Origin of the sequence: Citrobacter sp. Igbk 16, assembly GCF_028069755.1 — a bacterium.
GTDB lineage: Bacteria > Pseudomonadota > Gammaproteobacteria > Enterobacterales > Enterobacteriaceae > Citrobacter.
In genome coordinates this window covers 64,499-82,196 of sequence record NZ_JANEWJ010000016.1, presented here as the reverse complement: position 1 = coordinate 82,196, position 17,698 = coordinate 64,499, and the positions used below count along the sequence as shown (strand labels likewise).

General features: G+C 53.6%; 17 protein-coding genes, 1 tRNA gene and 1 pseudogene. 6 read left to right on the top strand and 13 right to left on the bottom strand.

Annotated elements, in window-relative coordinates; all coding sequences use genetic code 11:
• Nucleotides 1-368 precede the first annotated feature (368 nt).
• From leuC to NNO03_RS12635, 4 genes are read left to right on the top strand one after another with little or no spacing between them, the layout of a single operon-like run.
• Nucleotides 369-1,790: a 3-isopropylmalate dehydratase large subunit gene (gene leuC / locus NNO03_RS12650; RefSeq protein WP_271449666.1), complete on the top strand. Its 1,422-nt coding sequence runs from the start codon at nucleotides 369-371 to the stop codon at nucleotides 1,788-1,790.
• Between the two features lies 1 nt (nucleotide 1,791).
• Entirely contained in the window at nucleotides 1,792-2,418 is a 627-nt protein-coding gene (leuD, locus tag NNO03_RS12645) for a 3-isopropylmalate dehydratase small subunit (protein WP_271449665.1), read from the top strand.
• A 60-nt stretch (nucleotides 2,419-2,478) separates the two neighbouring features.
• On the top strand, nucleotides 2,479-3,393 hold the full coding sequence (locus NNO03_RS12640; protein ID WP_271449664.1) for an alpha/beta fold hydrolase: 915 nt from the start codon (nucleotides 2,479-2,481) through the stop codon (nucleotides 3,391-3,393).
• A gap of 33 nt (nucleotides 3,394-3,426) precedes the next feature.
• Nucleotides 3,427-4,392, top strand: a complete 966-nt coding sequence (locus NNO03_RS12635) for a LysR family transcriptional regulator (RefSeq protein ID WP_271449663.1) — start codon at nucleotides 3,427-3,429, stop codon at nucleotides 4,390-4,392.
• Here the strand turns inward: NNO03_RS12635 and NNO03_RS12630 are convergent.
• Nucleotides 4,337-4,610: pseudogene (locus tag NNO03_RS12630) on the bottom strand (cytoplasmic protein). The gene NNO03_RS12635 and the pseudogene NNO03_RS12630 overlap by 56 nt on opposite strands.
• Nucleotides 4,611-4,773: 163 nt before the next feature.
• A tRNA-Ile gene (locus tag NNO03_RS12625) sits at nucleotides 4,774-4,849 on the bottom strand.
• Between the two features lie 124 nt (nucleotides 4,850-4,973).
• On the opposite strand from NNO03_RS12625, the gene mug reads away from it, so the two are divergent.
• Entirely contained in the window at nucleotides 4,974-5,480 is a 507-nt protein-coding gene (mug, locus tag NNO03_RS12620; RefSeq protein ID WP_271449662.1) for a G/U mismatch-specific DNA glycosylase, read from the top strand.
• 177 nt (nucleotides 5,481-5,657) lie between these two features.
• On the opposite strand, the gene rpoD is transcribed toward mug, so the two are convergent.
• From rpoD to rpsU, 3 genes are all read right to left on the bottom strand, one after another.
• Nucleotides 5,658-7,505 carry an RNA polymerase sigma factor RpoD gene (gene rpoD, locus NNO03_RS12615; protein WP_003024699.1) on the bottom strand — a complete coding sequence of 616 codons (1,848 nt, stop codon included), beginning with the start codon at nucleotides 7,503-7,505 and terminating at the stop codon, nucleotides 5,658-5,660.
• A 164-nt stretch (nucleotides 7,506-7,669) separates the two neighbouring features.
• Complete coding sequence (gene dnaG / locus NNO03_RS12610; protein WP_271441552.1) at nucleotides 7,670-9,415, bottom strand: DNA primase; 1,746 nt, start codon at nucleotides 9,413-9,415, stop codon at nucleotides 7,670-7,672.
• Between the two features lie 234 nt (nucleotides 9,416-9,649).
• Nucleotides 9,650-9,865 carry a 30S ribosomal protein S21 gene (gene rpsU / locus NNO03_RS12605; RefSeq protein WP_001144069.1) on the bottom strand — a complete coding sequence of 72 codons (216 nt, stop codon included), beginning with the start codon at nucleotides 9,863-9,865 and terminating at the stop codon, nucleotides 9,650-9,652.
• A 236-nt stretch (nucleotides 9,866-10,101) separates the two neighbouring features.
• On the opposite strand from rpsU, the gene tsaD reads away from it, so the two are divergent.
• Nucleotides 10,102-11,115, top strand: coding sequence for a tRNA (adenosine(37)-N6)-threonylcarbamoyltransferase complex transferase subunit TsaD (tsaD, locus tag NNO03_RS12600; protein WP_038633989.1), 1,014 nt, complete (start codon nucleotides 10,102-10,104; stop codon nucleotides 11,113-11,115).
• Between the two features lie 48 nt (nucleotides 11,116-11,163).
• On the opposite strand, the gene ureG is transcribed toward tsaD, so the two are convergent.
• From ureG to NNO03_RS12560, 8 genes are all read right to left on the bottom strand, one after another.
• Complete coding sequence (ureG, locus tag NNO03_RS12595) at nucleotides 11,164-11,781, bottom strand: urease accessory protein UreG (RefSeq protein ID WP_271449661.1); 618 nt, start codon at nucleotides 11,779-11,781, stop codon at nucleotides 11,164-11,166.
• Between the two features lie 9 nt (nucleotides 11,782-11,790).
• Complete coding sequence (locus tag NNO03_RS12590) at nucleotides 11,791-12,462, bottom strand: urease accessory protein UreF (RefSeq protein ID WP_271449660.1); 672 nt, start codon at nucleotides 12,460-12,462, stop codon at nucleotides 11,791-11,793.
• Entirely contained in the window at nucleotides 12,462-12,920 is a 459-nt protein-coding gene (ureE, locus tag NNO03_RS12585; protein ID WP_271449682.1) for an urease accessory protein UreE, read from the bottom strand. Before ureE ends, NNO03_RS12590 begins: the two co-directional genes overlap by 1 nt.
• Before the next feature lie 9 nt (nucleotides 12,921-12,929).
• Nucleotides 12,930-14,633, bottom strand: coding sequence for an urease subunit alpha (ureC, locus tag NNO03_RS12580; protein WP_271449659.1), 1,704 nt, complete (start codon nucleotides 14,631-14,633; stop codon nucleotides 12,930-12,932).
• A complete protein-coding gene (locus tag NNO03_RS12575) occupies nucleotides 14,626-14,946 on the bottom strand; it encodes an urease subunit beta (RefSeq protein ID WP_271441557.1) in 321 nt (106 codons plus the stop codon). Before NNO03_RS12575 ends, ureC begins: the two co-directional genes overlap by 8 nt.
• Nucleotides 14,947-14,955: 9 nt before the next feature.
• Complete coding sequence (locus NNO03_RS12570) at nucleotides 14,956-15,258, bottom strand: urease subunit gamma (protein ID WP_271449658.1); 303 nt, start codon at nucleotides 15,256-15,258, stop codon at nucleotides 14,956-14,958.
• Nucleotides 15,259-15,268: 10 nt separating this feature from the next.
• A complete protein-coding gene (locus NNO03_RS12565; RefSeq protein WP_271449681.1) occupies nucleotides 15,269-16,093 on the bottom strand; it encodes an urease accessory protein UreD in 825 nt (274 codons plus the stop codon).
• A gap of 123 nt (nucleotides 16,094-16,216) precedes the next feature.
• Nucleotides 16,217-17,680: an anion permease gene (locus NNO03_RS12560; protein ID WP_271449657.1), complete on the bottom strand. Its 1,464-nt coding sequence runs from the start codon at nucleotides 17,678-17,680 to the stop codon at nucleotides 16,217-16,219.
• Nucleotides 17,681-17,698: the final 18 nt, after the last annotated feature.

Sequence of the window (17,698 nt, the reverse complement as noted above, 5' to 3'; positions counted from 1 at the left end):
CCGACTCTGATTAATCCCGATAGCCAACCTGGTGCGTTTAAAACGCGTGGCTAACTCTATATCTTAAGAATAACCACGTTTTTATTATCTGGTTCACCTCTGACGATCTCCATTTCATTAAATACGCCATTTCGTTTTGTCTTTCTGGGCAAAATAAAAATATGAACATAATCAGATCAGCGGTGCCTGCGAAATCATTGTGATCGCAGCGCAACCTACTCTGGGCGGCGTCTGCTCACCAACACGAAGTGTGTTTTTATACTTTCCCGACTGGAATCATCGTTTTTTTATGAATGTGTCACTATAGCTAAAAGCCTCAATGACGAATCTCTCATTATTCAGCCATTCGTTACCCCAGGAATATATCTATGTCTGCTAAAACGCTGTATGAAAAATTAGTTGAATCGCATACCGTTCGGGAACTTGATAACGAAGGGCATGTTTTACTTTATATCGATCGTTCGATACTCAATGAATATACCAGTCCACAAGCATTTAGCGGGTTAAGGGAACAGGGACGGCCGGTGCGGCATCCGGAAGCCTTTCTGCTGAATGTTGATCATGTTAATCCCACCCGACCTCAGCGCGATATGCTGATGACGGATCCCGGCGGTCAGTTACAGGTTGATTATTTTCGGGAAAATGCCGCTGATTTTGGTATCACGTTATTTGATGTGCTGGACCCACGACAAGGGATAGAACATGTCGTTGCCCACGAGCAAGGGCTGGTCATGCCCGGAATGGTGATTGCGGCTGGCGACAGCCATACCACCACTTACGGTGCGTTCGGCGCTCTGGGATTTGGTATCGGTACGTCGGAAATCGAACACCTGCTGGCTACTCAGACGCTGGTGTATCGTAAGCTGAAAACCTTGCGTGTCAGCGTTAAGGGTGAATTACCTTTTGGTTGTTCTGCAAAAGATATCGTTCTTGCATTACTCGAACGTACTGGCGCAGATGGTGCGACAGGATATGCCATCGAATTCGACGGTGAAACAATCAGTGCCCTGAGTGTTGAGGGGCGAATGACGCTTTGCAATATGGCTGTGGAGGCAGGGGCTCGCGGTGCGATTATTGCGCCGGATGCAAAGGTTTTTGACTATATCTACGGGAAGCCGCAAATGCCCGCAGGTGAACTCTGGCAACTGGCATTGCTGGAGTGGTCGCAGTTGAAAAGTGATGCAGATGCGGTTTTTGATAAGACCGTGACGATCGACTGTCTCGATCTTGAGCCTAAAGTGACCTGGGGGATCAGCCCGGATCAAACCTGTGCGATCACCAGCTATGTTCCATCCCCGGAACATGAAACGCATCCACTTAAACGTCTCGCGCTTGAGAAAGCTCTCCAGTATATGGATCTGCTGCCCGGTACGCCGGTGAGTGACATTCGTATTTCGCACGCTTTTATTGGCTCATGCACGAATGGCCGCATTGAAGATCTGCGGGCCGTCGCGAAAGTCGTGGCAGGACGCAAAATTGCCAGCCATGTGCGCGGGATTATTGTGCCCGGTTCAACGCAGGTCCGGTGCCAGGCGGAAGAAGAGGGGCTGGCGAAAATCTTCATTGACGCTGGTTTTGAATGGCGTCAGTCGGGTTGCTCAATGTGCCTTGCGATGAACGAGGACGTGCTGGCAGCAGGCGATCGCTGTGCATCGGGTACGAACCGTAATTTCCCTGGGCGGCAGGGTGCAGGGGCAAGAACGCATTTAATGAGCCCGGCGATGGTCGCGGCAGCAGCGGTAGCAGGGCATCTGGTCGATGTTCGGACATTACTTCAGGCGGGGGAATGAGATGGATACGTTTAAGCAAATTAGCGGGCGAATTGCGCCAATGCTGGAACCGAACATCGACACCGATGTGATTATGCCGAAACAGTTCCTGAAAGGGATCGATCGTCAGGGGTTGAATAAAGGGGTGTTTTTCGATCGTCGTTTCTTGGGCAATGGTCAGCCTAATCCCGATTTTATTCTCAATATGCCTGGCTGGCAGGACGCGACATTTTTGCTGGTCGGCCCCAACTTTGGCTGCGGATCGAGCCGCGAACATGCCGTTTGGGGATTAAAACAGTTGGGCATCCGGGCGCTGTTAGGTTCCACTTTCGCCGGGATTTTTGATGACAACTGCCAGCGCAACGGGATCCTGACAATCTCTTTGGATGACGCGTCTCTGGCTCGTCTGGCACAGTTGGCCACGAAGGCTGACAGCAATCTGATTACGGTTTCTCTTGAACGCTGCGAGATTGTGACAGCAGATGAAACACTTCCTTTTGTTATTAGTGAACTCAAACGAGAGATGTTGGCCGCTGGCGAAGATGCGATTGCCTGGACACTGCAATATCTGCCAGAGATTGAAAATTTTGAGGCGCAGCATTACGCGCGTCGCCCATGGTTAAAGCGTCCGGTATCCGCACGTGGCTAAGAAAAGAGATGGCGATGAGACGGGGCAAAGTCGGGCAAGCAAAGAAGGCAGGAGACAGTGATGAGTACAGTTATTGAATGCGGCGCTTCTCCGTTCATTCCTGGGTTTGCATTAAAGGATGTACGGCTGCCAAATGGTTTAACCATCCGGGTCGCCGTCGGAGGAAGCGGTTCACCGTTGGTGCTCTTACATGGCCATCCACAGAACCACATCACATGGCGTAAAGTCGCGCCGGAATTGGCGAAAAGCCACACGGTGATTTTGCCGGATTTGCGGGGCTATGGAGACAGCGACAAACCAGTGAGTGATCCGGCGCATCGTACTTATTCAAAGCGTATGATGGCGCAGGATATTGTCATGCTGATGGAGATTCTGGGTTATCCGCGGTTCGCTTTTGTCGGGCATGACCGTGGAGGACGGGTGGGACATCGTCTGGCCCTTGATTATCCTGACAGTGTGACGTGTTGCACGTTCATCGACATAGCCCCGACAGCTACAATGTACGCGTTAACCAATAAGGCATTTGCCACGCGCTATTTTTGGTGGTTTTTCCTGATCCAACCTTTTCCATTACCGGAAACAATGATCGCGCACGATCCGGCATTTTTTCTGCGTAAGCATATTGCAGGTCAGTTAAAAACTGCGGGGGCGACATCAGAAGATGCGTTCAATGAATACCTGCGCTGTTACCAGAATCCAGAGATGATCCATGCGGTCTGCGAAGATTATCGTGCCGCGGCATCGATTGATCTTGAAGACGATGCTGCGGATGCGTCTGCGCGTATTGAGTGTCCACTACTGTTGCTGTGGGGGGCTCAGGGCACGGTAGGGCAGTTATATGATGTGGTGGATACCTGGAGAGAAAAAGCGATGCGCGTGCAGGGAGAAGCATTGCCTTGCGGACATTCTCCGCAAGAGGAGATCCCAGAGATCTTCATGCAGAAACTGCAGTCATTTTTGCGATCGGTGTTATAACATTGTCATTTTCCGTCATCTCGCTGCGATGTTATGAAAACGACGCCTGTAGGTAAAAAGCATCGCCAGCCCCTTGAGGGCTGGCCTTCTGTTGAAGATCTTTTCGTTTTTGTCACCGTTGCCCGCAACGGTGGATTTGCCCGGGCTGCGCTGGAGCTGGGACTATCCCCCTCCTATATCAGCAAACGCATCGCTATCCTTGAAAAATGCCTCAACGTCCGGCTTTTTTTCCGTAATAACAGAGTGATGCGTCTCACACCGGAAGGCGAAAATGCGCTGGATGGGGCGATGCAGGTCGTCAGTGAAATGGATGGCTTTATCAGTCGTCTGGATAATCAACGTGGCGTGCTGGCAGGTAATATCACCCTCAACTGCTCATTTGGTTTTGGGCATAAATATGTCGCAGAGGCGCTGTCGTCATTTATGATCGCCTACCCTGATATCACGGTAAAACTCACGCTAACGGATCGTGAAGTGGATCTTGTGGAGGAGGGCGTCGATATTGAGATTCGTGTTGGGGATGACATCAATGAATTGTATATCGCACGGCAGTTGGCCACTAATCGCCGGATCCTTTGTGCTTCCCCTAAGTATCTCGAACGCCACGGTAACCCGGAGTCTGTGAGTGCGCTTGTGCAACATGATTGCCTGATGATTCAGGAAAAAAACTCGGCATTTGGCAACTGGATATTAACGGATGGCAGGCAGCAGACACATTGCCGGCTAAACGGTTTTCATTCTTCCAACAGTGGCAGCGTGGTGCTCATTTGGGCACTGAAAGGTCATGGCATTACATTGCGGTCGGAATGGGATGTTGCGCAGTATCTTGAGCGCGGTGAACTGGTTCACGTGTTGCCCCAGTGGTATCAGGAAGCGAATATCTGGGCTGTATATACCCGGCGTTCATCAAGCTCTGATCGTATCAAAACCTGCATCGATTTCCTCACTGAACATCTTGCGCAATGCTTGCCAGGCGGCAAAGCACCGGATGTGTTGTGAGCAGTAGGCGCCAACTGTAGTGGCGCCGAGTGCTCTTACTTACGTTTACTGTTGGGTGTTCTTTTTGCCAGCACCCAGTGGCTTTTAGGACTTTGCGTTGGTGGCGCGGTTTTGTTGTCCGCGATAGTGGCAAAGTTATCTTTTACCCCACCGCGTGGCCCGACCTCCACATAGATACCCCCGTTGTTACCGGAGTTCTCACCTGGTTTTAGCGTCATATTTTACCTCCTGATTTTTGGGTGACGATTATCGGAGGTTGAGGGGAAGATTAATATCGGCCAGATGGCATTAGCTGAAATGCATAAACACTGGGAGTGTAACTTATGAGAGGAATAATCGGTACTAAAAAGGACCTGCAATTTCTCGCAAGCCCTTGAAATTTGGTGGCCCCTGCTGGACTTGAACCAGCGACCAAGCGATTATGAGTCGCCTGCTCTAACCACTGAGCTAAGGGGCCGTGGCGGTGGATTATAAAGTAACTCCGCGTTGCAATCCAGACATAAGCGTACGGATGCTGTTTTTATAAACAATGTATTTTCAGTCCGTTATACTTGTTCCCTGATGTATTGTGTGGAGTGAATATGGTTAAGGACATACTGGCGCCGGGGCTGCGGGTGGTTTTTTGCGGCATCAATCCGGGGCTGTCTTCTGCGGGGACCGGCTTCCCATTTGCGCATCCGGCTAACCGCTTCTGGAAGGTTATCCATCAGGCGGGATTTACTGAACGCCAGCTAAAGCCGGAAGAGGCGCAACACCTACTGGATTTCCGCTGTGGCGTCACCAAATTCGTCGACAGGCCAACGGTGCAAGCCAATGAGATAAAGCTACAGGAGATGCGTAGCGGTGGCCGTAAGCTCATTGAGAAGATAGAAGAGTTCCAACCCGCAGCGCTCGCAATCCTCGGGAAACAGGCATTTGAGCAGGGGTTCAGTCAACGTGGCGCGCAGTGGGGGAAACAGACACTGACGATTGGTACGACGCAGATTTGGGTATTGCCGAACCCCAGTGGGTTAAGCCGTATTACGCTGGATAAGTTAGTGGAGGCGTATCGGGAAGTGGATGTGGCGTTGAAGGCGCGCGGCTTGTAAGGTGGATAAGTGAATCTGCCATCCGGAAGAACCCGCGCAAATTGCCGGATGGCGGCGTAAACGCCTTATCCGGCCTACGGGTAGCCCGGCCAAGCGTAGCGCCGCCGGGAATGCTTCGATTGACAGGCGAAAAAAAAGCTCCCATGAGGGAGCTTTTTCACGTTTTAAACCTTGAGATTAATCGTCGAGGAAGCTGCGCAGTACTTCAGAACGGCTCGGGTGACGCAGTTTACGCAACGCCTTCGCTTCGATCTGACGGATACGTTCGCGGGTAACGTCGAACTGTTTACCGACTTCTTCCAGCGTATGGTCGGTGTTCATATCGATACCGAAACGCATACGCAGAACTTTCGCTTCACGCGCTGTAAGTCCAGCCAGAACGTCGTGCGTTGCAGCACGCAGGCTCTCGGTGGTGGCAGAGTCCAGCGGCAGCTCGAGGGTGGTATCCTCGATGAAATCACCCAGATGCGAATCTTCATCGTCGCCGATCGGCGTTTCCATGGAGATAGGCTCTTTCGCGATCTTCAGCACTTTACGGATCTTGTCTTCCGGCATCAGCATACGTTCAGCCAGTTCTTCCGGCGTTGGTTCGCGACCCATCTCTTGCAGCATCTGGCGGGAGATACGGTTGAGTTTGTTGATGGTCTCAATCATATGTACCGGGATACGGATGGTACGCGCCTGATCCGCGATCGAACGGGTGATCGCCTGACGGATCCACCAGGTTGCATAGGTGGAGAACTTGTAACCACGACGGTATTCAAACTTATCAACCGCTTTCATCAGACCGATGTTGCCTTCCTGAATCAGATCCAGGAACTGCAGACCACGGTTGGTGTATTTCTTCGCGATGGAGATAACCAGACGTAAGTTTGCTTCAACCATCTCTTTTTTCGCACGGCGGGCTTTCGCTTCACCGATGGACATACGACGGTTGATGTCTTTAACCTGCTCGATGGTCAGGCCGGTTTCTTCTTCAATTTGCTGCAGTTTCTGCAGGCCGCGGTGAACATCATCTGCCACATCGTGCAGTTTTTCAGACCACGGTTTGTTCATCGCGATTGCCGCGTTGAACCAGGTTTCGCTGGTTTCGTTGCCGGTGAACAGAGTGATGAAGTTCTTCTTCGGCATTTTGCACTGCTCAACGCAGAGCTTCATGATCAGACGTTCCTGAGTACGCACGCGGTCCATCATGACGCGCATGCTGTTGACCAGGTAGTCGAACTGTTTTGGCACCAGGCGGAACTGCTTGAATACTTCAGACAGCTTCTGAATTTCTTCCTGCGCGGCTGCATGGCTGCGGCCTTTCGCTTTGATAGTGTCGCGGGTGATTTCGTACTGAGTACGCAGTTCACCGAATTTCTCGCGCGCTAATTCAGGGTCGATGCTGTTGTCGTCGTCGCTGCTGTCGTCGTCGCCGTCTTCTTCATCTTCGTCTTCGTCATCATCCATCTCTTCCTGAGAAAGTTCAGAGCCGACGTGGGTCGCGGTTGGCGCCATGTCTTCTTCTGCGTTCGGATCGACAAAGCCGGTTATCAGATCGGAAAGACGTGCTTCTTCAGCTTCTACGCGATCGTATTGCTCAAGCAGATAGGTGATGGCTTCCGGGTATTCGGCAACGGAGCATTGAACCTGGTTAATCCCGTCTTCGATGCGCTTAGCGATGTCAATTTCGCCTTCACGGGTTAACAGTTCAACGGTACCCATTTCACGCATGTACATGCGGACCGGGTCAGTTGTACGACCGATTTCGGACTCAACGCTGGACAGAACCTGGGCAGCCGCTTCTTCCGCGTCTTCATCGGTGCTGTTGGAGGTTTCAGCAAGCAGCAGATCATCGGCATCCGGTGCTTCTTCCATCACCTGAATACCCATGTCATTGATCATTTGGATGATGTCTTCGATTTGATCTGAATCGACGATATCTTCCGGCAGATGGTCATTGACCTCGGCATAGGTCAGATAGCCTTGCTCCTTACCACGTTGGACAAGAAGCTTCAGCTGTGACTGCGGGTTTTGCTCCATAAGACGGTATCCACACTTAATTCGTTTGATTGGTGTTGGGCGGTAAAACCGCCAACGGCAAAACGAGGGCATACTTATATTTTGCCGCTGCCTCTCCGTGCGGCTGTCGGGGGCTTCCCGATCGATATTCGGCAGTTAAGCCGTTAAATACTTTTGTCTTTCAGCTATTTCTTGGCCAGTTCCTGGTTCAGCGTCCAGAGTTCCCGGCGTTCTTCGCTGCTTAAACCGTGTGTGCGCTCACGAGCTATCAACTCTTCCTGGCGCAGTTCAAGCATCGAATCAAACATATGGTTGAGTGAGTCGGTGAAGGTTTTTTCTGCGATATCTTTATCTGCTATATCGTCCCACATCGACAGTTTTTCAAGGGTCGCAGCATCATTTGTACCGCGATAGTGCTCTAAAAGTTGTCCGGTGGTCAGACCTGGCTGAGACAGACAAGTGTTGACCAGTTCTCTGAATAAGCCAAGTCCAGGTAGCTTATTTTGATCCAGAGCGCCTAACGACGGAACCAGCGGGGCCAAATCCGGGTTTTGCACCAGTAACCCTATAAGTATACGCATGGTCGTACGTTTTAGCTGTGGAACAGGGCGGGAAGCCCCATTTTCTGCCAGTTTTGGCATTAAACGTTCAAGCTGGCTGTCATCCAGGATGCCGAGCTTGTTCCCTAACTCCTGTCGCAGATAAATGCGTAACGTTTCGCCCGGTACCTGAGTAATCAGCGGCAATGCTAGCGTGCTGAGCTGTGCGCGTCCGTCCGGGGTACTCAAATCGACCTGCGGTAACAGGCTGTTAAATAAAAACGCGGAGAGCGGCAGCGCCTGCTCCATCCGGGCTTCAAAGGCCTCTTTCCCTTCTTTACGCACCAGCGTATCGGGGTCTTCACCGTCAGGTAAAAACATAAAACGTAGCTGGCGGCCGTCTGTCATATAAGGCAGTGCGGTTTCCAGCGCGCGCCATGCTGCATCGCGCCCGGCGCGGTCGCCGTCGTAGCAGCAGATGACGTTGTTCGTTGCACGGAACAACAGCTGAATGTGATCGGCGGTGGTTGACGTCCCAAGGGATGCCACGGCGTAGTTAATGCCGTACTGTGCCAGGGCGACCACATCCATATAGCCTTCGACCACTAACAGACGCTGCGGATCGGCGTTATCCTGTTGGGCTTCATAAAGGCCATACAACTGACGGCCTTTATGGAAAATATCGGTTTCCGGGGAGTTCAGGTACTTCGGCAGGGCATCGCCCAGCACACGTCCACCAAAACCAATGACCCGACCACGTTTATCACGAATGGGGAACATCACCCGTTCGCGGAAGCGATCGTAACTGCGACCTTGATCGTTGGTGACCAACATTCCCGCGTCGATCAGCGATTTGCGATTCTCGGGATTGCCGCCAAACCGCTTCAGGACGTTGTCCCAACCAGGGGGCGCAAAACCAATGGCAAAACGGGTGATAACGTCGCTACTTAATCCTCGCTTTTCCAGGTACTGGCGCGCAGGGGTAGCGGCGGGTTGCATCAAAGACTGTTGATAAAAAGTGTTCAGGCCGTCCATCAATTGATAAAGACTTTGCCGTTGATGGCGCTCTATCTGACTGGGGCCACTGCCTGCTTCATAGGGCACTTCTAAGTTGTGCATTGCGGCCAGTTCTTCGACGGTTTCCACGAACTCGAGCTTGTCGTAGTTCATGAGAAAGTCGACGGCGTTGCCGTGTGCACCACACCCAAAGCAGTGATAAAACTGTTTTTCACCGTTTACGGTGAAAGAGGGGGTTTTTTCGTTATGGAACGGACAGCACGCGTGATAATTTTTGCCCTGCTTTTTCAGCTTTACCCGCGCGTCGATGAGATCGACGATGTCGGTTCTTGCCAGCAGGTCATTGATGAATACACGTGGGATTCGTCCAGCCATATGCCCCGTTATTACACTTCATCCTTCAAACTGTCTCTGCGTTGGCTGCGCTCGCTCACCCCTGTCACTTACTTAAGTAAGCTCCGGGGATTCACTCACTTGCCGTCTTGATACAGTGTGAATGATTTTGTGTAGTTGCTGATGTATAAACGAAAATAAGCCGCGCATTCCTTCCGGAAGCACGGCCTTACAACTACAACTCGGTCTGAATTGAGAGCGTTGGCTCTCAATGGATTAGTACAGACGAGTACGGCGTGCGTTTTCGCGAGCCAGTTTCTTCGCGTGACGTTTCACAGCAGAAGCTTTAGCGCGCTTACGTTCGGTAGTCGGTTTTTCATAGAACTCACGACGACGAACTTCCGCCAGAACACCTGCTTTTTCGCATGAACGCTTGAAGCGACGCAGTGCTACGTCGAACGGCTCGTTTTCACGTACTTTAATTACCGGCATGTAACTCTCACCTTTAATAAATTCGGTTTGCCGCTGGCATCAACGCCAGCTTATTTCAAAATGGTGCGGAATTTTACTGCAATTGCTGCTGCTTTGTAAAGCACCGACGCGATTTTGAAAGGGACTTTTATAAGGACAAGGAGTATACACGAGCGGAACTCCTGGGGCGAACAAAGTTTTACATCAACCCGCATTGGTCCTACACTGCGCGGTAATAGAGCGAGGTAAAACAAGTCATGCGTGTATTGGGCATTGAAACATCCTGCGATGAAACCGGCATCGCCATTTACGACGATGAAAAAGGTCTTTTAGCCAACCAATTGTATAGTCAGGTGAAATTACATGCTGACTACGGCGGCGTGGTGCCAGAACTGGCTTCGCGCGATCATGTGCGTAAGACCGTACCGCTGATCCAGGCCGCGCTGAAAGAGGCGGGACTGACGGCCAAAGAGATTGACGCGGTAGCCTATACCGCAGGTCCTGGTCTGGTTGGTGCGCTGTTGGTCGGCGCAACCGTGGGGCGTTCGCTGGCATTTGCCTGGGGCGTTCCAGCAATTCCAGTACACCACATGGAAGGCCATCTGTTAGCCCCAATGCTGGAAGAAAATCCGCCTGCATTCCCGTTTGTCGCGCTGCTGGTCTCCGGCGGTCATACACAGCTGATTAGCGTCACCGGAATTGGCCAGTATGAACTGCTGGGCGAATCGATTGATGATGCGGCAGGTGAAGCATTCGATAAAACAGCCAAGCTGCTGGGGCTGGATTATCCTGGCGGTCCAATGCTGTCAAAATTGGCATCACAGGGCGTCGAAAAGCGTTTTGTCTTCCCGCGTCCAATGACTGACCGCCCGGGGCTGGATTTCAGCTTCTCTGGTCTGAAAACGTTTGCTGCAAATACCATTCGTAATAACGAAAATGACGATCAGACCCGCGCAGATATCGCCCGAGCCTTTGAAGATGCGGTGGTCGATACGCTGATGATCAAGTGCAAGCGCGCACTGGATCAAACCGGTTTTAAACGTCTGGTGATGGCGGGGGGCGTCAGTGCGAACCGTACGCTGCGTGCAAAACTGGCCGAGATGATGCAAAAACGCCGTGGCGAAGTGTTCTACGCGCGTCCGGAATTTTGCACCGACAACGGGGCAATGATCGCCTATGCCGGGATGGTGCGTTTTAAAGCGGGCGCGACGGCCGATCTTGGCGTGACGGTGCGTCCACGCTGGCCGCTGGCGGAATTACCGGCGGCATAAGCACACAATATCGTAGGCCCGGTAAGCGTAGCGCCACCGGGCAATACGCTATATCCGCAGCATTCCCTTCTCTTCCAGAAACGCGATAATTGTTTCCAGACCCTCTCTGGATTTTAAGTTGCTGAACGTCCATGGCCGCTCGCCGCGCATGCGCAGGGTATCGCGTTCCATCACCTCCAGCGAGGCGCCGACGTAGGGCGCCAGATCGGTTTTGTTGATCACCAGAAAATCAGACTTTGTGATCCCCGGACCACCTTTGCGCGGGATCTTTTCGCCCTCGGCAACGTCGATCACGTAGATCGTCAGATCGGCCAGTTCCGGACTAAAGGTGGCGCTCAGGTTATCGCCGCCGCTTTCCACGAAGATCAGATCCAGATTACCGAATTTGTCGCTCAGTGCTTCCACTGCCGCCAGGTTCATTGACGCATCTTCACGGATTGCGGTATGTGGACAGCCGCCGGTTTCCACGCCGACAATCCGTTCAGGCTCCAGTGCGCCAGCCTCGGTGAGAATGCGCTGATCTTCTTTGGTGTAGATATCGTTGGTCACGACGGCAAGTTGCCAGGTGTTGCGCATGGCTTTGCATAATGCCTCCAGTAGCGCGGTTTTTCCGGAACCCACCGGGCCGCCTACGCCCACGCGCAGGGGATGTTTGTGTGTATTCATGTTTTCTCCTCAGGAGCGGAATAGTCGGGAATATTGCGTTTCGTGCCGGGCAGAGGCGATGGCGGCCAGTGGCGTAGAGGAGCCGAGACCAATGTCAGGGCAAGCCAGTGCCTGTGCCAGACCCTGCGCATAGCGATCGCAAAGCGAGATAATCAAGCGCTGCGCCGCCTGCTGACCAAAGGGAACCAGTTTGACGCCGGCCATCACCGCACTTTCAATCCAGCTGTAGCCGAAGCTTAACGCCAGCTCTGTCAGCGGGATTTTCCAGCGTACGCCCAGCCAGGCCATGCCGCAGAGCTGGCTTTCACTAAAGAGCGCACGCCATTGCGGGGAACAATCGGGCTCCCAGTCGGTGACCAGGCGCGTAAAAGCGGCGCCCCGACTGCGTTCTTCATCCCGCAGTTCGCGGGTTTCCCGGCAGGCCAATAACCAGGCCGTCCAGCGATGTGCCGCCGTAAGATCGTCCTGTTCGCAGGCACGATAAAGTCTTGCCAGTAGCGGCAGGTCGACGGTAAAAAAGTTCTGTTCCATCTGCTGGATTTGCCAGTCAGAGAAGTCATCGACGTTTGTCACCCAGCCGATCTCGACCGCCCACTCCAGGCCCTGGGACCAGGTAAACGCCCCGACCGGTAAACTGCCGCTGGCGAGTTGCATCAGGCGCAGCTGTTGGGTGTTATGCATCAGTGCGCATGACCGTGATGATGCCCGTGTGACTCGCTGGCATAAGCGCCTGCTTCCGGTTCAAACGGCAACTGGGCGAACGTGACCTCAAGGTTGAATTGGCGCAGCATATCGTCCAGCACATGATCGTGGTGGTAGCGCAATTCAGTGGGCAGGATTTGCAGAGGAACGTGGCGGTTGCCGAGGTGATAACAGGCTTTAGCGAGCAGGAAAGGATCGGCGCAGCGCACGACAGAAAGCGACTCCGGCGCGGCGATGACTTCGATGACTTCGCTGCCTTCGTCGTTGGTCAGCAGATCGCCGCCGCGCAACAGTAAGCCTCGCGGTAGCACCAACCCGGCTTCGCGGCCGTCGTTCAACGCGACTCTGGCGCGACTTTTTACCCGAATATCAATGGGCAGCGTGACGCTTGCAGTGACAGGATGGGCGTGGTTAAGGCGTTGGGTCAGGTAGATCATCATCACTCCTTAAAACAGGAAATAGCGTTGCGCCATCGGCAACACATCTGCCGGTTCGCTGGTGATAAGTTCGCCATCAATACGCACCTCGTAGGTTTGGGCATCGACGGTGATATTGGGCTGTAGGCTGTTGTGGATCATGTCGGCTTTTTTCACCGTCCGGCACCCCTTAACGACAGCGATGGCACTTTGCAGATTGAGCTGTAGCGGGAGGCTTAGCGCATCAGCAGCCTGAGAGATAAATGTCAGACGACTGTGATGCCGCGCCGCGCCAAGCGCGCCAAACATCATGCGGTAATGCACCGGCTGCGGAGTCGGGATCGAGGCGTTGATATCGCCCATCGGCGCGCAGGCAATCATCCCGCCCTTAACGATCGTTGCCGGTTTTACGCCAAAGAATGCCGGTGACCACAGCACCAGGTCAGCCAGTTTGCCAGGCTCAATGGAACCGACTTCGTGGGCGATACCGTGGGTCAGCGCCGGGTTGATGGTGTATTTGGCGATATAGCGTTTAACGCGTTGGTTATCGTTATCGCCGGTTTCTTCCGCCAGCGGACCGCGCTGGACCTTCATGCGGTGCGCCACTTGCCAGGTACGCAGGATCACTTCACCCACACGCCCCATGGCCTGAGAATCAGATGAGGTCAGGGAAAATGCGCCAATATCGTGCAGCACATCTTCGGCGGCGATTGTTTCCCGACGAATACGCGATTCGGCAAAAGCCACGTCCTCAGCGATATCCGGGTCGAGGTGGTGGCAGACCATTAACATATCGAGGTGCTCGTCGATGGTGTTGACGGTGTAAGGCAGCGTTGGGTTGGTAGAAGAGGGCAGTATATTAGCGTGTGCGCAGGCGGTGATGATGTCTGGCGCATGGCCACCCCCCGCCCCTTCGGTGTGGAAGGTATGAATAGTGCGATCGCCAATTGCCGCCAGCGTATCTTCGACGAAGCCAGACTCATTCAACGTGTCACTGTGCAACGCGACCTGAATGTCCATTTCATCAGCGACGGTCAGTGCGCAGTCGATAGCTGCCGGGGTGGCACCCCAGTCTTCGTGGATCTTCAGGCCAATTGCACCCGCAGCGATTTGTTCGCGTAACGTGTCGGGATTCGAACCATTGCCCTTGCCCAACAGACCGATATTGACCGGCAGCGCATCAGCCGCCTGGAGCATACGGGCGATATACCATGGACCTGGCGTACAGGTGGTGGCATGGGTTCCTGCTGCCGGTCCCGTGCCGCCGCCGATCATTGTCGTCACGCCGGATACCAGTGCTTCTTGCGCCTGCTGCGGGCAGATCCAGTGAATATGGGTGTCCACACCGCCGGCGGTGACGATCTTACCTTCTCCGGCGATCGCTTCCGTGCCAACGCCGACAGGGATCGTGACGTCAGGTTGAATGTCCGGGTTACCTGCTTTACCAATGGCGAAGATCCTGCCGTTTTTGATGCCAATATCCGCTTTAACGATCCCCCAGTGATCGACGATCAGCGCGTTGGTTATCACCAGATCCACACACGCTTGCGCGCGCATTTGACCCTGGCCCATACCGTCGCGGATCACTTTTCCGCCGCCGAATTTGACCTCTTCGCCGTAGGTGGTGAAGTCTTTTTCTACTTCGATCCACAGTTCCGTATCTGCCAGCCGTACTTTATCGCCGGTTGTCGGGCCAAACATGTCAACGTAAGCCTGCCGGGACAGTTCATTCATTGTCTGCCTCCAGTGCTCCCATGACTTCACCGCGAAAACCCACGATCCGTTGTGCACCGGCCACACGCACCAGTTCGACTTCCCGTTTTTGTCCGGGTTCGAAACGTACTGCGGTACCCGCAGCAATATTCAGGCGAAAACCACGTGCGGACTGACGGTTAAAATGTAGCGCTGGATTGACTTCGTAAAAGTGATAGTGCGATCCCACCTGGATGGGGCGGTCGCCATGATTTTCCACTACGATCGTGCGGGTTGTCCGGCCCGGATTGATCGCGATAGTTCCCGTTGAGATCTGATATTCACCAGGGATCATTGCTGCTCCTTAAACGATCGGGGTATGGACGGTGACCAGTTTAGAACCGTCCGGAAACGTGGCTTCTACCTGAATATCCGGGATCATCTCCGGAACGCCTTCCATCACTTGATCGCGAGTGAGAACGTGGCGACCGTCTTCCATCAGCGCGGCCACGGTTTTGCCATCGCGCGCCCCTTCCATGATGAAAGCGCTAATCAGCGCCACCGATTCCGGGTAGTTCAGCTTTAGCCCGCGGGCCAGGCGACGCTCTGCCACCAACGCAGCGGTGAACAGCAACAGCTTGTCTTTTTCTCGGGGGGTCAGTTCCATAATGGTTCTCTTAGGTTTGCCAGATTCGCGGGAGTACGGGAGATTTCTGCGTAAGCAGTGGGCGTAGGAATTGCCAGATATCGCGCATCACGCGCTGAACGACCAGGTTGTCATCTGCCAGAAAACGTAGCGTAAGCAACGCGTCGTTAAGCGTGGCACCGGCGTAATTTCCCAATGGTGTGAGCCGTTCGCGTACACCTTCCAGCATATTTTCGTTCGCCGGGTAGCACAGCAGCGTGCCGACCCAGGGATGCCGGGCAATGCTGCTCAAGTCTCCACCTTGCAACTTCAGGCGTTCTATCAGGAGCGGTTGTCCGTCCCGCCATACTTCCAGACGGTTCTGTAGCGTGCCGTGACCGAACGTTTCCTGCAGTACCGGTCGTCCGAGACACAAGAGATCCCAGGCAAACAGATGACTTTCATGTGTCAGGTGAAAGACTGACTGGAGAGTGGCATTGGCGCCGGGAAAAAGGATTGTGTCCTGCGGTAGCCACTCCAGCGTGGCGTGTGGGGCGAGGGTAAAATACTGGCGTAGCTGCGCCTGCGGTCCACGGCTACGATAGAACTTGCCCGCACCGGGCATTGTTATTAAGGCATGGCTGTGTTCGCTGAGTGAAACGGAAATATGCAACTCGTCACCGCCGACAATGCCGCCGGGAGGATGAAGTAAATAGAGATGACAGACGTCGTTTTCCGGGTAAAACGGGCGCTGGACCGTTAACGGGCCGTGATGACGCGACGAGGCAAGCACCGTTTTGTGTGTGGTGCGGGTGAACTGCAGATCCAGTTCGGCCTGCCAGCCTCGTGTATGTGTCTCGTGCGCAACCGTATCCAGAGCGTTTCCCTTATCGGCATGAGGGTATTTGCATACAAAAAAGTATGCCTCAGCGCAGTGGGAAAAGGGTCATATGAGAAGCTTATGGAAAAAAGGGGCGACAATACGCCGCCCCAATGGGGTTTACAGTAAAACGAGGGGCATCCAGACCAGACCGGTTATCACCAGCAGCACGAGGAAGATCAGGCCGAAAATGGCACCTAATCGCCAGTAATCTACAGTCGGTAAATAGCCGCTACCGTAGTAGATAGGGCTTGGGCCGGTTGCATAGGGGGTCAGAATGCTGCCCAGACCAATCGCCGCCCCCACCATCAGGCAAAAGACTGGTAATGGTATAGCGGGCATCGCCAGCGCGGCGGCAATCATCATCGGTGCCAGTGCCGAGGTATACGCCGTGGCGCTGGCAAAGAAGTAGCGCAGCAGATAAAACACCACGATCAGTGCCACCATCACCATCATTGGCGAGTAACCGCTTAGCCCGTTTGCCAGCAGTTTGCCAAACCAGGTGATAAAGCCTGTGTTATTGAGTCCAGTGGCGAGCGTTATCAGCGAGGCCAGCCAGAAAAAGACGTTCCACGCGGCTTTATTACTGACGATGTCATCCCAGCTGATGATGCGCAGCACCAGCATGAGTGCCACCACGCTGTAACCGACCATTGCAGCATCGATATAGTCACCACCGAAGATCCACAGCACCAGCGCGCCAACCATCAGCGCCAGCATCTTTTTCTCACGTGCGCACAGCGGTCCCATTGTTTTTAGCTCGGTGTCTGCCCAGCGCGGTACCTGGTCGCCGGATTTCAGCACCGGTGGGTACAACACGTACGCCAGCCAGGGCACGATCAATACCAGCAAAATGCTCAGCGGCAGCATCCCTAAGAACCAGTCGCCCCAGCTTAGCGCCGTGTGAGATGCACCTTTTATCAGACCGATTAGCAGCAGGTTTGGTGCCATCGCCGTTAAGAAAATAGCGCTGGTAACGCAATCAGCGACAATCCCCATCCACATAATGTAAGAGCCGATAGAGCGGGCGCTGGGAGCATTGGGCTGTGAGTTATATAGCGGCGGCAGGTTGCGGATGATCGGATAGATAATCCCGGCACCACGCGCAGAGTTAGAGGGCGTGACAGGAGCAAGGATCAGCTCAGAGAACATCACCGCGTAGCCGAGAAACAACGTACGGTGCCCCATCTTTTTCACTAACATCAGCGCAATACGTCGACCAAGTCCGGTTTTCTCATAGCCGGTGCCAAACATAAAGGCCGCGAAAATCAGCCAGATAACCGAGTTAGAAAAACCCGATACCGCCCATGACAGCGATTTGGCAGTAAATTTAAAACCGTCCTGCGCGAGTTGTTCAGGGCTGAACAGGATCCACGGCGACAGTACCGCGATAATCGAAATACCTATCATCGCGACTACCGCACCCGGTACAGGTTCCAGAATGAGCCCGACAATCACACCGGTAAAGACGGCAAAATAGAGCCAGGTGTGGCTCTCAAGACCGGTGGGAACGGGCAGAACAGCAATAATGGCGATAACCACCAGCGGAGCCAGGTATCGCCACCAACCAGCTAAAGGTGCCATTGTTGTATCCCTGCGAAA

Bases quoted from the DNA above. Each gene is read 5' to 3' on its own strand.
- NNO03_RS12570 (WP_271449658.1), bottom strand. From the start codon at position 15,258: ATGGAACTGACCCCCCGAGAAAAAGACAAGCTGTTGCTGTTCACCGCT.
- ureG (WP_271449661.1), bottom strand. From the start codon at position 11,781: ATGAATACACACAAACATCCCCTGCGCGTGGGCGTAGGCGGCCCGGTG.
- NNO03_RS12590 (WP_271449660.1), bottom strand. From the start codon at position 12,462: ATGCATAACACCCAACAGCTGCGCCTGATGCAACTCGCCAGCGGCAGT.
- tsaD (WP_038633989.1), top strand. From the start codon at position 10,102: ATGCGTGTATTGGGCATTGAAACATCCTGCGATGAAACCGGCATCGCC.
- ureE (WP_271449682.1), bottom strand. From the start codon at position 12,920: ATGATCTACCTGACCCAACGCCTTAACCACGCCCATCCTGTCACTGCA.
- rpoD (WP_003024699.1), bottom strand. From the start codon at position 7,505: ATGGAGCAAAACCCGCAGTCACAGCTGAAGCTTCTTGTCCAACGTGGT.
- NNO03_RS12575 (WP_271441557.1), bottom strand. From the start codon at position 14,946: ATGATCCCTGGTGAATATCAGATCTCAACGGGAACTATCGCGATCAAT.
- NNO03_RS12640 (WP_271449664.1), top strand. From the start codon at position 2,479: ATGAGTACAGTTATTGAATGCGGCGCTTCTCCGTTCATTCCTGGGTTT.
- leuC (WP_271449666.1), top strand. From the start codon at position 369: ATGTCTGCTAAAACGCTGTATGAAAAATTAGTTGAATCGCATACCGTT.
- ureC (WP_271449659.1), bottom strand. From the start codon at position 14,633: ATGAATGAACTGTCCCGGCAGGCTTACGTTGACATGTTTGGCCCGACA.
- dnaG (WP_271441552.1), bottom strand. From the start codon at position 9,415: ATGGCTGGACGAATCCCACGTGTATTCATCAATGACCTGCTGGCAAGA.
- mug (WP_271449662.1), top strand. From the start codon at position 4,974: ATGGTTAAGGACATACTGGCGCCGGGGCTGCGGGTGGTTTTTTGCGGC.
- leuD (WP_271449665.1), top strand. From the start codon at position 1,792: ATGGATACGTTTAAGCAAATTAGCGGGCGAATTGCGCCAATGCTGGAA.
- NNO03_RS12635 (WP_271449663.1), top strand. From the start codon at position 3,427: ATGAAAACGACGCCTGTAGGTAAAAAGCATCGCCAGCCCCTTGAGGGC.
- NNO03_RS12560 (WP_271449657.1), bottom strand. From the start codon at position 17,680: ATGGCACCTTTAGCTGGTTGGTGGCGATACCTGGCTCCGCTGGTGGTT.
- rpsU (WP_001144069.1), bottom strand. From the start codon at position 9,865: ATGCCGGTAATTAAAGTACGTGAAAACGAGCCGTTCGACGTAGCACTG.